The sequence below is a fragment of the Shewanella sp. 10N.286.51.B7 genome (assembly GCF_002873615.1).
GTDB classification, from domain to species: domain Bacteria; phylum Pseudomonadota; class Gammaproteobacteria; order Enterobacterales; family Shewanellaceae; genus Shewanella; species Shewanella electrodiphila.
In genome coordinates, this window is sequence record NZ_MCUF01000027.1 from 1 (window position 1) to 16,669 (window position 16,669).

The window sequence follows — 16,669 nt, forward strand, 5'->3', positions numbered from 1 at the left end:
CTTTCTTTTATTTTATTGTTCTGTACTTAATGTCTTAGCCGTAAGTGTAGCTAGCACCTAATCCTAATGGGAATCCAATTGACCAATAAATTAATAACCACGCACTCCAAATCGACAGTAGCGCCAAGCTAAATGGCAACATCATTGAAATGAGCGTACCTATCCCAATCCCCTTCACATAGCGTTGACAATAAACGACAACTAATGGGAAGTAAGGCATTAATGGCGTAATAATGTTGGAGCTTGAATCACCAATACGGTAAGCCGCTTGAGATAAATCAGGGCTGATATTAAGTTGCATCAACATAGGCACGAGCACTGGACCAATCAACGCCCATTTAGCAGATGAAGAACCCACAAACAAGTTAACGAAGCCCACTAGTAAGATCATACCTACCACAGTCACTTCTGCAGGTAGGTTTAAGGCTTTAAGCCCACCAGCGCCTTCAACGGCAATTAATGCGCCTAAGTTCGATGCTGAAAATGCTGCTACAAACTGTGCACAGAAAAATGCCATCACAATATAGTGAGACATGCCACTCATTGACTTAGACATGGCTTGTACAACATCAGCTGAAGTTTTAAAGCTTCCAGTCATGTAACCATAAACTAAACCCGGCAACATAAAGAAGATAAAGATTAGCGGAACAATCGATTGCATTAGCGGTGCGCTAAAACTGGTAAGTGATCCATTAGCATCTCGTAATGTCGACGTTTCTGGAATGGCGAGTGAAAAGAAACCCACAATCGCAGCTAACATCACAGCTGAAGCAATCCTAAAAGCTTTCATTTCTTTCGCACTAGCTTGATCCATCTTAGGTAAGTCAACTTCGTCACGGTTAACTTTATGAGATTTATTCAATCTAGGCTCTAAGATTTTATCGGTTAAATACCAAATAACTAATGTAATAGGAATACAAGAAGACGCAGCAAAAAACCAATTATTCAGAGGGTTTACTTGGATATCAGGATCAACAATTTGTGCTGCTGACTGAGTAAAACTTTGCAATAATGGGTCGATACCTGATGGGATAAAGTTGGCACAAAATCCACCTGAAACGCCCGCAAATGCTGCAGCAATACCCGCTAATGGATGGCGGCCAACCGTAAAGAAAATAACCCCTGCTAATGGAATAACCACTACATAACCTGCATCTGTAGCAGTATGAGATATAATCCCCACAAGCACGACAGCTGGCGTCAGGAACTTAGCGGGTGTGACTTTTAGCATTTGCTTTAATGCAGTATTAATAAAGCCAGATTGCTCAGCAATACCCACACCCAGCATGGCAACTAACACAACACCTAATGGCGCAAATGCGGTAAAAGTAGTTACCATTGAGGTTAAAAAATGGGTTAACGCATCTGCGCTCAATAAGTTATTCACTTCAATAGGACTGTTTGTACGAGGATCTATCGCTTCAAAACTCACGCCTGAAAGCAGCGCTGAAATCCCCCACACAGCAAACATCAAAATTAAAAACAACATCGCTGGATCAGGTAATTTATTACCCACTCGCTCAATACCATCTAAAGCTCTACCTAAAAAGCCAGGCGCTTTTTCTGCAGATTCACTTTTTATTGTCATCACTTCCTACCTTGTCAGTTTTCGGCAAATCTCTATGCCAATGATATAATTATCATTACACAGAAAACCCACTCGAATCTGCTTAATATATTTTTTAGCCTTCAAGAATAAGCAATCAATCTGTAATTAAACTTAAATTCAAACTTAAGTAGTACATTAAGCAAGCAGTTAATTACACTTTTAATGGTTACTTAGAATAACAATCTTAATTAATGACTTTACACGGTGTAGCAAACGTTCTGTCATCTAAGCAATAAAAAAGGGAGCACTGCTCCCTATTTATTAGAATATTGAATAACCCATTACCAAGGCAATGTTTGACCATTAGAGTGTTTAAACACACCAGAAGATGCCATATTCAAGTCATTAATCAGCCCAACAATCCGACTTGCTGATTCAACTGCTGAGATATCCCCACCATGGTTAACCATATCAGTCTGCACGTAGCCTGGATGATAAATACCAACAGCTATATTTTTATCAGCAAGATCATGACTTAACGACATTGAGGCCGCATTTAATGCCGCTTTCGACATGCGATAACCATAACGTCCGCCAGAAGTATTATCTTCAATAGAGCCCATACGAGAAGTGATCATCGCAACTTTACTGCCCGGATTAAGTTGATTTTGCAGTGAAGCAACAACCCTAAGCGGTGCGACGGCATTGACTTCAAACTGTTGTCTGATGGTATCTAAATTAAGATGTGATAATTGCTCATCGCGTAAAATACCTGCATTGCAAATAAGAATATCAATAGCCACACCCGCAAGCGAAGTGTGCATATTATGAATCCCCTCATCTGTCGCAACATCAATTTGTGTAATCACATTAATATCCAGTGCTTCTAATTCATCAGAAGTGTGGCGACACAAGCCAAATACCTTACATCCTTGTTGCTTAAATAGTTGTGCTAAAGCTAAACCGATACCTCGGTTAGCCCCTGTAATAACAACGTTAGACATTACAATACCCTTAAAATCTTTGATAACATTAATGAAAAGTATCAATAAAATTGACACATACCAAGTCCTAAAACTTCACCATCCCGGTTTTGGTAACCGTATCGCTGATAAAATGATTCTTTACCTTTTACAGATAATAATCCTACAGTCGCTCCATTACAGACCGTATCAGCCAAATAACATTGAATATGTTCCATAATAAAATGCCCTAAGCCCTGACCTTGATAATGGTTTTTTACCACAACATCTTGTACATAATAAAACAAAGCTCCATCACCAATAATCCTGCCATAAGCAGCTAAATTATTGTCACAATATAAGCAAACATGAAATAAAGATTGATTCAAACTGTTTTGCGCCAGTGTTGGGTCCACTTCTCCCCAACCAGCATCAGCTCTTATTTGATTAAACGCTCGCACTGATGGCGAGTTGAAACATATATTTACTTTATGTTCCTTATCATCATGGCGGACAAAATGATCAAAAGATTGCTTTAGCACATTAAGATTCATCCAAATCACCCCGTGTTACCTATACGATAGGTTTAATGGCAAAATGTCGTTATCAACATTTAATGACTAACAAAGCAAAAAACCTAGCAAAATGCTAGGTTTTTAAAGCTAAACTGAGTTTCAGTCGAACTGAATACTGACAATAAAAATTAAATTGCCATCGCTAGCTCTGCGCCTTGACGGATTGCACGTTTAGCATCAAGTTCAGCCGCTACATCAACACCACCAATCAAATGAACAGGTAACCCTGTGGCTTTCATATCGTCAACCAATGAGCGATTAGACTCTTGTCCAGCACATAGAACAACATTATCAACAGCCAAAATTTCAGACTGCTCACCGACTTTTATATGCAAGCCTTGCTCATCAAATTTTTCATAACTGACGCCAGTTTTCATATTTACTTGATGTTGTTTCAATACACTTCGATGGATCCAGCCAGTCGTCTTTCCAAGGCCTTTACCCATTTTGGTCGTTTTGCGCTGCAGTAAATACACTTCTCGCTGCGGCTTATGTTGCACTGCATCAGTTAATCCACCGGCATGCTGGTACTCTTTATCGATACCCCATTGCTTTAACCATTTATCAGGCTGCAATGTTGTTGATTCTTGCTCACATAAGAAATGCGCAATATCAAAACCAATACCGCCTGCACCGATCAGGGCAACTCTTTCACCAATATAGGCTTCGCCTTTTAGCACTTGCTGATAATCAACCACTTTTGGGTTATCAAAGCCTGGTAAGTCTAATGCACGAGGAACGACTCCAGATGCAATGATGACTTCATCAAATTGTTCATTAATAAACACTTCTGAATCTAAACGAGTATTAAGGCGTAGTTCGACATTATGTAATTTCATTTGGTTTGTGAAGTAACGAATAGTTTCATCAAACTCTTCTTTACCCGGGATTTTTCGCGCTAAATTAAACTGACCACCGACTTCAGATTTAGCCTCAAATAGTACGACTTCATGACCACGCGATGCCGCATAAACCGAGAAAGCCATACCCGCAGGGCCTGCGCCCATCACAGCTAAACGTTTTTTGTTTGTCGTAGGAGTAAAGTTGATTTCCGTTTCATAACACGCACGCGGATTAACTAAACATGTCGCTCGTTTTAACGCGAAAGTATGGTCTAAACAGGCTTGGTTACAACCAATACAGGTATTAATAAGTTCACTGGTGCCCGCAGCTGCTTTATTGACAAATTCAGCATCAGCTAAGAACGGACGCGCCATTGATACCATATCCGCCTGACCAGATGCGATGATTGATTCACCAATCTCTGGGGTGTTAATTCGGTTAGTTGCAATGAGCGGCACGGAGACTTCAGACTTAAGTTTTTCTGTTACCCATGAAAACGCACCACGGGGGACACTGGTAGAAATTGTCGGTACACGAGCTTCATGCCAACCGATACCCGTGTTAATAATTGAAACACCGGCGCTTTCTAACCATTTAGCTAATTTAACCACTTCTTCCCAAGTCGAGCCGTTATCAACTAAATCTAGCATTGAAAGTCTAAAAATAATGATGAAGTCTTTGCCTACTTTTTCACGTATAGCTTTAACGATTTCCAGTGGTAAACGGGCACGATTATCAAAACTTCCACCCCATTCATCTGTACGTTTGTTAGTACGAGAACTAATGAACTGGTTAATCAGATAACCTTCAGATCCCATCACTTCAACGCCATCATAACCGGCTTTTCTAGCAAGCTTAGCGCTATTAGCGTAATCAGCAATTGTGCCTTTTACTTGTCTACCTGACATTTTTGATGGGGTAAACGGCGTAATAGGTGATTTTATTTTGCTTGGCGCTTGGCTAAACGGATGATAGCCATAACGACCCGCATGTAGAATTTGCATACATATTTTGCCATCCGCTTCATGCACTGCATCAGTGACGATACGGTGCTTACTCACCTGCCAAGGAAAACTCAACTGGCAAGCGTGTGGCGCTAAACGTCCACGAAAATTTGGTGCAATACCACCAGTGACAATTAATCCGCAGCCACCTGCTGCTCGTTCTTTATAAAATGCAGCCAGTTTCTCAAATCCGCCCTTTTCTTCTTCAAGACCTGTGTGCATTGAGCCCATCAGCACTCGGTTTTTTAACTGAGTGAAGCCTAGATCTAAGGGTTCTAATAAATGTGGGAACGACATTCAAACATCCTTTTTAAACAAGTGATTTAAACTAGCATACAACGAGAGTTACTTAAGCTCAATGCTTTCCAAAGGCTCTTGTTAAAAACCGTTACAATTCAATTTCCCAAAGCTGCACATAATCAGTTAGCATTACAGTATTAGAATGTTATAGGAGTGGCTATGTCCGCCAAACCATCACTTATTAAAAGAATCTTTACTCTGATTTGGAAAACCATTAACGGTATTCGCAAAATCATCCTCAACCTTATCTTTTTCGGGTTCATAGCCATCATTATTGTGGCGTTGAGTGCGGATGACGAAATTGTGGTCGAAGATCAATCAGCCTTAGTATTAAACCTTGCTGGCAGTATCGTTGATCAAAAGCGCCATGTAGACCCGATTGAAGCGGTGTTTAAACAAAGCAAAAGTAATGATCCTGAAGGTGAAGTTCTGCTTTCTGACATTATTTATGTGATTAACAGTGCAACACAAGACCCTCGAATTCAGGTCATCGTATTACAAGTGGGTAATTTACGCGCTGGCGGGATCAGTAAAATGACTGCGATTGGCGATGCATTAAATGAATTTAAAGCCGCAGGTAAATCTGTTGTTGCTTTTGGTAATTCCTATGAGCAAAACCAGTACTTTATTGCCAGCTATGCCGACAGTATTTACTTAAACAATAAAGGTGCAGTTTCCCTTGAGGGACTTAGCAGTTACCGCTTGTTTTATAAGTCCGCACTCGAAAAATTAAATGTCAGCACCCATGTTTTCCGTGTTGGTACTTTTAAGTCTGCGGTTGAACCTTTCATTCGTGATGATATGTCAGCACCAGCTAAAGAGGCCTCAAGCGCATTACTTACTGATATTTGGCAAAACTACGAATCTACTGTTGCTGCTAACCGCAATATAGACCAAAACGATATTGTATTAAATCCGCAACGTTTTTTAACTGAGCTTGATAAAGTTTCTGGTGATTCTGCACAGTTAGCATTGAAGATGAAATGGGTAGACGAACTTGTTTCAGATGAAGCCTTTAGATTAGCCATGGTAGAAAAAGTAGGCCAAGATACTGAAGGTGATTCATTCAAACAAATCAGTTTCTCTGACTACCATGCTGCAGTGCAACCAATACCAAGTCTTATAGAAAAAGACTCGGTGGGTATCATTGTTGCTAAAGGCAACATCTTAAATGGTAAGCAACAAGCTGGACAAATTGGCGGTGAAAGTACCTCCGCGCTACTTAAAAAAGCGCGCTTTGATGACAAAGTAAAAGCAGTAGTACTTCGTGTCGACAGCCCAGGTGGTAGTGCATTTGCTTCTGAAAAGATCAGGCAAGAAGTGATTGCGCTTAAAGAAGCAGGTAAACCTGTTGTCGTCAGTATGGGCAGTCTTGCAGCATCAGGCGGCTATTGGATTTCAGCCAGTGCAGATTATATCTACGCGACTCCTACTACCCTAACCGGTTCCATTGGTATCTTTGGTATGTTTGCCACATTTGAAAATGTGTTATCAAACTGGGGCATAAATTCAGATGGCGTATCGACGTCTGAATGGGCAGGTATTTCAGCGACTCGTGCACTGGACCCTAATGTCTCAGCCGTTATTCAACGTCACGTTGAACATGGTTACCATGAATTTATCTCTCTTGTTGCCAAAGAGCGTGACATGACTCTCGAGCAAGTTGATCGTATTGCACAGGGCCGTGTTTGGTCAGGAACTCGCGCTGTCGAACTTGGTTTAGTTGATGAGCTTGGTGATATTGACAGTGCTGTAGCCAAAGCCGCAACCCTAGCCGAAATTGAGAAATTTGATACTAAGGTCATTCAGCAAGAGCTCACAACTGAAGAAATCTTTGTTCAGAAAATGCTGGCTTCAGCATCAACTTACTTGCCTCAAGCGTCGACTCAGTCACCGATACTTGAACAATTATTTAGTCAGTGGATTTCAGTTGTTGAAGAGTTCTCAATGTTTGAAGACCCTAATGGCATGTACCTGTACTGTGAAAACTGTAATTATTAACCCTATATCGCTAATAAGCTCAATTTAATTACTCACTGAAAACAATTAAATTGAATATTATTCAAAAATGCCCGCTTTGCGGGCATTTTTATTGGGTTTTAATCAATCTAAGACGTATAATTTGCAGATCTGATAATTCCCAGTGCTGAGAATCAACTTCAATGACAAAACGTTCTATATACGTCGCCTACACAGGCGGTACCATAGGTATGCGCAAAACAGACAATGGCTTTGCACCTGTGGCTGGATTTTTAACCGATTGTGTTAAATCTATGCCAGAGTTTTATCATGAAGAAATGCCAAGCTTTGTCATTAATGAATACTCGCCGCTAATTGATTCATCAAACATGGCGCCAACTGATTGGCAATTGATTGCCAATGACATCAAAGCGAATTACGACAAGTACGATGGCTTTGTTATTTTGCATGGTACTGACACTATGGCGTATACCGCCTCTGCTCTATCTTTCATGCTACAGGGGTTATCAAAACCGGTTATTGTGACAGGATCGCAGATCCCGTTGGCACAGCTTCGCTCAGACGGTCAAACAAACCTACTAAACTCGTTATATATAGCAGCAAACTATCCTGTCGCTGAAGTTTGTTTATTCTTTAATAACAAACTCTTCAGAGGTAATCGTTCAACCAAAGCCCATGCTGACGGCTTTGATGCATTTGCATCACCTAACTTTCCGTTGCTACTTGAGGCTGGCATAAAAATAAACCTCCGTGCTGGCCAAATTACCGAGCCAACAAACGAAGCGCCACTGATGCCTCTTGAAGTGATAAACATTAGCCCGCAACCAGTTGGCGTTATTACGCTTTATCCAGGTATTTCCACTGAGATTTTTGCCAATATTTTAATGCAACCCGTTAAAGCATTAATATTATTAACCTTTGGTGTTGGCAATGCACCGCAAGACAAAGCATTGTTAGATACGCTAAAGCAAGCAGATGAACGTGGCATTGTTATCGTCAACTTAACCCAGTGTTTCCAAGGAAAAGTGAACATGGGCGGTTATGCTACGGGCAATGCCCTTGAGCAAGCGGGTGTAATAAGTGGATCAGATATGACCATTGAGGCAGCACTGGCAAAATTACATTATTTACTATCAAAAGATTTGACATCAAGTGAAATAAAATCAGCCATGAAGAAAAACTTACTAGGTGAGTTAACTGAGTAGAATTTACATTTAAATTAAACTACTGTTTTATTTGCATTAAAAAGCCACATTAAAGAATGTGGCTTTTTTTGTTTGCAATGTAATTACTTCACACTAAATGTCAGATTCTTTGAATTCAGCTATGGACTCGCCGCGGAATTCTTTTTTAAGTTGAGATTTAGATAGCTCGTTAATCTTGCCACCAGCACCAATCGTAAAGTGATCAGTCTGAGATAATTTACGTGCTTGATATAACATGACAACTTGTAACGTTGATTCTTTCTGCTCATCAGATAAAACGGTGCCGTCTTCCCACTTACCCGTTTCAGCCGCTGAGCGGAGTCGATGATAAACTTCTTCAGGCATGTCATCGATGACTTTATTGATATCGTTCATACGCTTTTCCGTTTGTGTAATACAATTCTTGCACGGGTTATGGTGTAGCCCACAAAACCAAATACAAAACAACCTACAGCTATATACGACTGCATTCCGGTTGCGGTTTCACCACCCCAAAACCAAATCACCACACCTGCAATAAATAAAGTTAAAAACACAAAACTATGGGTCATTAACTGATTAGATTTTTGGATGTGACTAATAACACGAACTGATTCATTATCGCCATCGGTACTCGAATGACAAAACTGACATTGTTTCGCTTTACTAGAAATACGTTTTTGACATGAAGGACATTCAATTAACGCCATAACTTGACTACTCTGTTAAATTATCAACAACGGCAAGCATTGCCACTAGCGATGCTTCACCAAGATACTCACAACGAGCTGGAGACCAACCCACTACAGGATCAGGCAGATTATCGTTGTCTTTAAATGGCATTTCTAACGTATTCGCTAGACATTTAAATGTGTTACCTACCCAGTTAGAGCCAACAGTTAAGTTTGCTTTTCCAGGCTCATCTTTGTCATAACCGTATTTAGTTTGAAAATCAGCACTTGCCATGCCTAATGCTGCAAGGAACTGCTCTTGTAACTTAGCCATATGTTCAGTGTAGTTTGGTGCGCCTTCACAGCCAGCAACAAACACATAAGGTAGACCTTCATCACCGTGGACATCATAAAATAAGTCAACGCCCGTTTCTTTCATTTTATTCGTTACATAAAACACTTCAGGGCTTCTTTCTAAACTTGGCGACTGCCATTCACGGTTTAGGTTAGTTCCCACAGCATTAGTACGTAGATGCCCTCTCACGCTTCCATCAGGATTCATGTTTGGCACAATGTAGAAGTTAGCTTTGTCCAATAAAAGTTTTGCTGTTGGGCAATCACTGTCAAGTAATTGGTTTAATAGACCTTCAATTAACCATTCAGCCATGGTTTCACCAGGATGCTGTCTTGCAGTAATCCAGATGTTTTTCTTAGCAGGATCGTTATCGCCAATTTTAAGTAAGCTCATATCGCGACCATCAAGGGTTAAGCCAAGGTTTTCTAAGCTAACTGATGGGTGTAATTGCACAGAGCTTATCAAGTCTAAGTGACGCTCGTAGCTGTATGGTGCAAAGTAAGCAATCTGAATGGCTTCACAATCTAAATCAACTTGAATGGTTAGCTTGCCATCTTGGTAGGCCGTTGGTAAACGGAACCAGTGTTGACGGTCGTAACTCGCCACTGCTTGATAATCTTCCCAACCTTTAGGGTAAGATGCAGTACCAGCATTCATAATGTTCAATGAATATGTTTGACCAATTTCACCTTCCATACGGAAGTTAAACCACTGATAAAACTCGCCGCCTTCATCAGGTCTAATCGCCAGTTGAATGTCATCGTGCTTGTCTAAATTGATAGTCTCAATGTTGCCACCATCAAAATTCGCGCTAATACGCATAGGACTTCCTTATGTAAGGTTATTATCGATTTTTATCAGTGCATCTTATCAAATGCAGTTACTCAATAAAATCAAATCTAGAACAACTGATAAACATCTGCACAATTAATCCCCTTAGCAGGGTATTCCATTGCCAAACCGTCTTTGTTCCAGCTCAATATTCAGGTGTACTCTATATAGGTCTGTGATAAAAATCAGTAGAAAATCAGTTACTGAAAGTGAATTACTTGAAGTGAATTAATGAAAGTGAATTATTGGAAGTGAAAAAATAAAAAGTCAGATATAAAAATGCCAAGTATGTCTGCCATACTTGGCATTAATTCAATGTTTGTTAATTCTAGAATTTTTAATCAATTACAACAACATTAGTGAATATATATACCCATGTTACCTCAAGATGCTTTGTCAGACACAAGCTCAGATAACAATGCAAGGCGTAAGCGGAGGTAATTTTGATTCACTTTTTAAAGGTTTCAACGTAGCAATGGTTTTCGAGTTTGCGCCCATAGGGCAAGTCAAATAGCACCAATCTCCGTTGTTATAAAATATCGATGTAGAATAACTTTACTTCAATTTTATGCCTAGGGACTGTTGATCTCTAAAGGTTGTTTTTGCAGCTTGAAATATCATGGGGATAAGTGCCAAAAACTTAAATTAGGCTTGAACTAAAGCAATAGCCTTTGCCACGAACAGTGTTGATAAGCTCACGAGGTAAACATTTTTTGGCCATTTTACGTCGAGTATTGCTGATGTGCATATCAAGGTTTCGGTCAAACTCACCCAGCTCTTTATGTAACACCCTCATTTGTAGCTCTGCTTTAGTAACAACTTCACCTTTGCGCTGGAACAAATATTTAAACAAACGATATTCTGTTTGAGTTAGTTTCAGATGCTGTGTGTTCAAGGTGACGGTATTACTGACATCATCAAACAACACATCATCAAAATCAGACTGATGGATTACTTTGTCACTTCTACGGCGAAGTACATTAACTCGCAGCAATAACTCTTTTACATTGTATGGTGCTGCAATATAGTCATCTGCGCCAAGCTCATATGCCTGCATACGCTCAACGTCATCATTGTTATTCGCTAAAACAATGACAGGGGTTTGGCAATGTTTAGCCATTAATAACCAAAATGAATCCATTTTAGGCACAAAATAGTCTAATAAAATTACTTCAAAGTCGTTACGTTCTATCTCAACCAGTGCATTAAAAGCATTATCAACTATTTCTATGCTATAGCCTAAAGACTCCATGTCCTGACAAAGTGCCAAACTATGAGTAAGTTGCTGGTCAATCAGTAATATTTTTTTCATAACGCTTTAATCTAAATGATAACAATTACCATTAAGATTACCACTCTAGTTAAGTTATTGCTACAGTAATTGTGTAAAGATGAGATCTTAATAACATTTATAGATAGTTCATTGTCTTAGCTAAATTAATAAACAAGGTGTGTAGGGGTCGATCACATATTCGTCATCATTAGTTGAAGCGTAGTAAACTGAGGAATATACTTACATCGTTAATCGTCGATTAACTATTGCTTAATCTTTTATAGCTTCAATAGCTATAATGTAAATTTTGAATGATGTGTAACGTGAACAGTCCTAGAAAAATAGGTTAATGATCGATGCGTAAACACTCTTTATGAACTAGCCCCAAATTGGATGTTGCAGTGAATAAGACTTGTGATCAAATCAACCAACTTGCTTTTAAAACCACAGAGCAAGATATTGCTAATGAAATCGCTTTTGCAGCTAAAGCAAAAGCTTTATCGCACCCTGCCCGTATCCGAATTCTCAAGATATTATTTACTCTTGATGAGCTGGGTGGATGTTTAAGCAGTGATTTAGTTTCAGAAGTAGGACTTGCCCAATCAACGGTTTCAGAGCACATCAGAATTTTAAAAGCGGCTGGCTTTATTAGTGCTGAGCCCAAACCGCCTAAAATATGCTATCGCATTGTTCGTAGTGAGCTGGTTACATTTCAAACAAGTTTCAAAGACATTTATAGCTAATATGAATGGCAGTTTTATAGTTTATTTTGCACCCAATTTAATCGCTATTCGACGATTTACGATTAAGCACTTAAAGCTTACGAACTAAAATGGTAAACCACACAAGCGATGAGCTGTTATGCCGAGCTTGAAACCGATTTTTATAACTGGAATTTATGATGAACACTGACATACAAACACTCGGGGCTAAGAAAATGAGTTTTCTTGACCGCTACTTAACACTTTGGATTTTTGTTGCCATGGCCATAGGTGTGTCTATTGGTGCGTTGTTTCCACAAGTTGAACAAATTACCGAATCACTGAGTATTGGCTCAACCAATATTCCGCTGGCCATTGGTTTAATACTGATGATGTATCCACCGTTAGCAAAAGTGGACTACAAGTTATTAGGAAAAGTAACTAAAGATAAGCAAGCCATAACGCTATCGCTCATTATGAACTGGGTTGTCGGGCCAATTTTAATGTTTGCCCTCGCCTTAACGTTTTTAAGCGATTACCCAGGTTACATGGTGGGTATTATTTTAATTGGTATTGCCCGCTGTATTGCCATGGTTTTAGTGTGGAATGATATAGGTGGCGGTAATAAGGAATTGGGCGCTGCATTAGTGGCAATTAACAGTGTATTCCAAATTTTAACTTATAGTGTCATGGCTTGGTTATTTATCACCGTACTGCCACCGATATTCGGATACGAAGGCTTTGTGGTCGATATCTCAATGGCCGATATTGCCCAAAGCGTAATGATTTATTTAGGCATTCCATTTTTAGCAGGGTTTTTAACTCGTAAAATCTTAGTCGCCAGAAAAGGAGAAGATTGGTACAACACAGTATTTATTCCAAAAATCTCCCCTATAACGTTAGTTGCCCTACTCGCAACCATCGTGCTGATGTTCAGTTTAAAAGGCGACATGATCCTTGAACTACCCATGGATGTATTGCGTATTGCTCTGCCATTGACAATTTACTTTGTACTGATGTTTTTTATCAGCTTCTTTATTGGCGAGAAGATGGGGATCCCTTACGATAAAAATGCTTCTATCGCATTCACAGCCACAGGAAACAACTTTGAACTTGCGATCGCTGTGTCAATTGCAGTCTTTGGTATCCATTCAGACCAGGCGTTTGCCGGCGTCATTGGGCCATTAATCGAAGTCCCAGTGCTTATTGCTTTAGTGAACATTGCCTTACGCATGAAAGCTAAATCTGAGCAAAAGCTGCAACAAGCCAGTTAATCAAACTTATCAAAACAAAAAGCCGGCTATTCATATTCAATGATCATAGCCGGCTTTTTATTTGCTTTATTAATACAGTCAGACAGTAAATTATTTCGTCATCATTAGCTGTTTAATGTACTTAACTGGCGCACTACCATAACTTAAGAACTGCTCATGGAAAGCTTTCAAATCAAAGTCATCACCCTGGGCAGCTTTTAACTCTTCACGTAAATCATAGATTTCACGATAACCAGAGTAATAACTGGTTAACTGAACTTGGCTTAATGTAGCACGGCGCCATTTACCTTCTGCCTCTGCACGCTGCTGAAATGCCTCATTCATCATAAGATCGAGTGCTTGCTCTTCGGTCATGCCATTCACTTGGATACTGTAATCTAAAATAGTATTGGCAATAACGCGCAAATTCCATTTGTAGTACATCAGCCAAAGTTCAGGTTCAAAATCACCGTAGCCTTCTTCAAGCATCATGCGCTCAGTGTATACAGCCCATCCTTCAACCATGGCACCATTACCAAATAAGCTTTTAACCAAGCTTGGTGATTCGTTTGAATAGACTAATTGGGTGTAATGTCCTGGAATAGCTTCATGGATATTCAGAACTTGTAAAATCCAATGATTATATTCACGTAAATAACTTTCAGCAGACTCATCACTCATGCCATCTAACGGTGTCACATTGTAATAAGTATTAGCAGACTTCTCATAAGGGCCAGGTGCGCTGATAGATGCTCCTGCAAAGCCACGCATGTATTCAGGAGTTTCACGCACGACTAATGGCTTAGATGGATCTAACGTCATCAGTTGTTTTTCATTGACGAATTTAACTAATTCAGGAATTTGTGCGCGCACTTCATCAACAAAATCTTCACGCTTAACATGCTTAACTGACAAAACATCAATCAGTTGCTTAATCGCAGCATTGTCATCTTGTGGTTTTGGCGTATCAATGTACTTAGACCATAAATCATGGGTAATTTTAGCCATTTCCGCTTGAACGCGGGACTTATCAGCCGTCGCCTTTTCAAATAATGCTTTACCTGACATGCCCGCTTGAATATCAAAAGCGAACTTTTCTTCATATAACTCTTCACCGATTCTAAAGCTACGTGAGCCCTCTTTTTCAAGCTTGGCTTCTAGCTGCGTCAACCATTCAATATGTTGATTAATCGCATCCGTTGCTTTAGCAAAACGTTGGTTAAATAACGCTTTGTCCGCATCAGATAAACCAGATCCGCTGACTTGCTGTTTAAGCTTGTCTGATAATACAGAAAAGGCGCCTTTGTTTTGCATAATCGCCAGTTGTGTATGCTCAATCGTTGGGTCAACAATATTAGCTTGTGCTGCAGCATAATAGGCAGGCACATTCTCTAAACGCTCAACCACAGATTTAAGTCTTACATCTAGGGGCGCAAAGTCTTCATTAATGATTTGCGCAAAACCACCTGCCACATTGTATTGTGATGGATTCCACTGCCAAGATTTAAAGCGTTCTTGTTGCCATTGAATACTGCCAAGTAAATTTGAAATTAATTCGTAATCGATCAATTCATTAGTTGTCAGTGCGGTTTTATCAAATGCCAGTAATTTAGCTTGCTGGGTTTCAACAAACGCTAATGTCTTAGCTCTTGATGCTTCGTTTGGAATGTCTAAATAGCCATCGTTTACATGTTTACCACTGTATAGCGCCCATGTTGGAGACCACTGCCATAAGTCATCAATAAATCCATCAGAGAACTGGCTAAAATTCGGCGATTGAACTTGTTCAGCTGCCGTTGTGGTATCACTTGTTGTCGATGCACTATTACAACCCATTAGTGCAGCAAGCCCTAGTGCGATAGCGACTGAAATGGTGGCTTTTTTCATTGTCTGTATTCCTTTATCCCTTGAGATCATCTTAATCATGAATTTATAAAAAAGTGCTAGCTGTACTTAGATACTTGAATTAGAAACTTGAATTAGAAGCTTTAATCACAAACCTTAATACGAAACCTTAGTACGGAACCTTAATACGAAACCTTGATCTATTTTTATTGTTATTTATTTCACGTTTTTAAGCGGTTGAACATTTAGTTGTTAATCTTTTTGTGGCATAAGTAAATCATGAACTTCAATTCATTTCAGCTCAATTTAGTCTTTTGACACCTTTTGTGACAACTTATTCAGTCACTTTGAGCTAATAGATTAATTACCCATGGCACACTATGTCATCAGGCTCACTGCAAAAAGGATTTGAAATGACAACGCTACGTTACAGTTTGATTTTGAATGGTAAAAAAGCGGGTATCCCAGAGATCCGCACAGCGGTTTATGCATTAAGAGATAAAGGTTACGACCTTGCCGTTAAAGTCACATGGGAAGGCGTGGATATGCAGCGCCTAATAAAAGAATCAATCATTGCAGGTGCAGATAGAATTATCATTGGTGGCGGTGATGGCTCACTAAATGAAGCTGTTACCGCGTTAATGCACTTACAGAGTGATTATTCATTACCGGAAATTGCTGCTTTACCACTTGGCACGGCCAATGATTTTGCAACCGCTTGTCAAATCCCCACCACTATCACTGATGCACTTAACTTTGCAATAACAGGCGACAGTTTTCCTATCGATCTGATCAGTGCTAATGATCGTCACTTTATCAATATTGCCGCTGCGGGCTTTGGCGCCCAAGTCACCGCTGAAACTCCTGTTGAGCTAAAAGATTTCCTTGGTGGCGGCGCATATACCCTTACAGGTTTAGCTAAAGCGATCGGGTTTAAACCTTATGAAGGTTCCATTACCACTGAAAAAGGTCGATTTGAAGGTAATATAGTCGTAGGTGCCATGTGTAATGGTCGCCAAGCAGGTGGGGGTCAGGTGCTAGCACCGACGGCAAAAATAAATGATGGTTTGATGGATGTTACTTTGCTTAAAGGTTTTACCCCAATAGATTTGCCCCAAGTAATTGAAGAAATAAAGACTTCGAATACCAATGGTGAATTTTGCTTTCACTTTCAATCTAAATGGTTAGAAATTGATTTCCCATTGGCCTTACCTCTGAATCTCGATGGTGAACCTTATCACTGCGAACAAGTCCGTTTTGAAGTCAAACCTAATGCAATTAAATTTGTACTGCCTAAGAACAGTCCGCTGATTTAGCCGGTTCCTGTCGCAATATTCAGTTAA

At 39.8% G+C, this 16,669-nt stretch carries 14 protein-coding genes; 5 read left to right on the plus strand and 9 right to left on the minus strand.

Annotation, left to right across the window (positions count from 1 at the left end):
• Window positions 1-34 precede the first annotated feature (34 nt).
• The 4 genes from BCU84_RS07655 to BCU84_RS07670 form a co-directional block, all read right to left on the minus strand.
• Complete coding sequence (locus BCU84_RS07655; protein ID WP_102527498.1) at window positions 35-1,588, minus strand: AbgT family transporter; 1,554 nt, start codon at window positions 1,586-1,588, stop codon at window positions 35-37.
• Between the two features lie 302 nt (window positions 1,589-1,890).
• Window positions 1,891-2,553, minus strand: a complete 663-nt coding sequence (locus BCU84_RS07660; RefSeq protein ID WP_102527538.1) for an SDR family oxidoreductase — start codon at window positions 2,551-2,553, stop codon at window positions 1,891-1,893.
• 41 nt (window positions 2,554-2,594) lie between these two features.
• Window positions 2,595-3,065 (minus strand): GNAT family N-acetyltransferase, encoded by a 471-nt coding sequence (locus BCU84_RS07665; RefSeq protein ID WP_102527499.1) that lies wholly within the window; start codon window positions 3,063-3,065, stop codon window positions 2,595-2,597.
• A 149-nt stretch (window positions 3,066-3,214) separates the two neighbouring features.
• Window positions 3,215-5,230, minus strand: coding sequence for an NADPH-dependent 2,4-dienoyl-CoA reductase (locus BCU84_RS07670; protein WP_102527500.1), 2,016 nt, complete (start codon window positions 5,228-5,230; stop codon window positions 3,215-3,217).
• A 162-nt stretch (window positions 5,231-5,392) separates the two neighbouring features.
• Here BCU84_RS07670 and sppA point away from each other — a divergent pair, with 162 nt between their 5' ends.
• Window positions 5,393-7,234 carry a signal peptide peptidase SppA gene (gene sppA, locus BCU84_RS07675; protein ID WP_102527501.1) on the plus strand — a complete coding sequence of 614 codons (1,842 nt, stop codon included), beginning with the start codon at window positions 5,393-5,395 and terminating at the stop codon, window positions 7,232-7,234.
• Between the two features lie 161 nt (window positions 7,235-7,395).
• Window positions 7,396-8,418 carry an asparaginase gene (gene ansA / locus BCU84_RS07680; protein ID WP_102527502.1) on the plus strand — a complete coding sequence of 341 codons (1,023 nt, stop codon included), beginning with the start codon at window positions 7,396-7,398 and terminating at the stop codon, window positions 8,416-8,418.
• Between the two features lie 93 nt (window positions 8,419-8,511).
• Here the strand turns inward: ansA and BCU84_RS07685 are convergent, their stop codons facing one another.
• From BCU84_RS07685 to BCU84_RS07700, 4 genes are all read right to left on the minus strand, one after another.
• Window positions 8,512-8,793 (minus strand): DUF1315 family protein, encoded by a 282-nt coding sequence (locus BCU84_RS07685; protein WP_102527503.1) that lies wholly within the window; start codon window positions 8,791-8,793, stop codon window positions 8,512-8,514.
• A complete protein-coding gene (locus tag BCU84_RS07690; protein ID WP_102527504.1) occupies window positions 8,790-9,107 on the minus strand; it encodes a zinc ribbon domain-containing protein in 318 nt (105 codons plus the stop codon). The genes BCU84_RS07685 and BCU84_RS07690 overlap by 4 nt, the downstream gene beginning before the upstream one ends.
• A 7-nt stretch (window positions 9,108-9,114) precedes the next feature.
• On the minus strand, window positions 9,115-10,245 hold the full coding sequence (locus BCU84_RS07695; protein WP_102527505.1) for a M14-type cytosolic carboxypeptidase: 1,131 nt from the start codon (window positions 10,243-10,245) through the stop codon (window positions 9,115-9,117).
• 649 nt (window positions 10,246-10,894) lie between these two features.
• Window positions 10,895-11,566: a response regulator transcription factor gene (locus BCU84_RS07700; RefSeq protein WP_102527506.1), complete on the minus strand. Its 672-nt coding sequence runs from the start codon at window positions 11,564-11,566 to the stop codon at window positions 10,895-10,897.
• Between the two features lie 362 nt (window positions 11,567-11,928).
• On the opposite strand from BCU84_RS07700, the gene BCU84_RS07705 reads away from it, so the two are divergent.
• Window positions 11,929-12,270 carry a winged helix-turn-helix domain-containing protein gene (locus BCU84_RS07705; RefSeq protein WP_102527507.1) on the plus strand — a complete coding sequence of 114 codons (342 nt, stop codon included), beginning with the start codon at window positions 11,929-11,931 and terminating at the stop codon, window positions 12,268-12,270.
• 158 nt (window positions 12,271-12,428) lie between these two features.
• Entirely contained in the window at window positions 12,429-13,502 is a 1,074-nt protein-coding gene (arsB, locus tag BCU84_RS07710) for an ACR3 family arsenite efflux transporter (RefSeq protein WP_102527508.1), read from the plus strand.
• 90 nt (window positions 13,503-13,592) lie between these two features.
• On the opposite strand, the gene BCU84_RS07715 is transcribed toward arsB, so the two are convergent.
• On the minus strand, window positions 13,593-15,368 hold the full coding sequence (locus BCU84_RS07715; RefSeq protein WP_102527509.1) for a DUF885 domain-containing protein: 1,776 nt from the start codon (window positions 15,366-15,368) through the stop codon (window positions 13,593-13,595).
• A gap of 371 nt (window positions 15,369-15,739) precedes the next feature.
• On the opposite strand from BCU84_RS07715, the gene yegS reads away from it, so the two are divergent.
• Window positions 15,740-16,642: a lipid kinase YegS gene (yegS, locus tag BCU84_RS07720; protein ID WP_102527539.1), complete on the plus strand. Its 903-nt coding sequence runs from the start codon at window positions 15,740-15,742 to the stop codon at window positions 16,640-16,642.
• Window positions 16,643-16,669 lie beyond the last annotated feature (27 nt).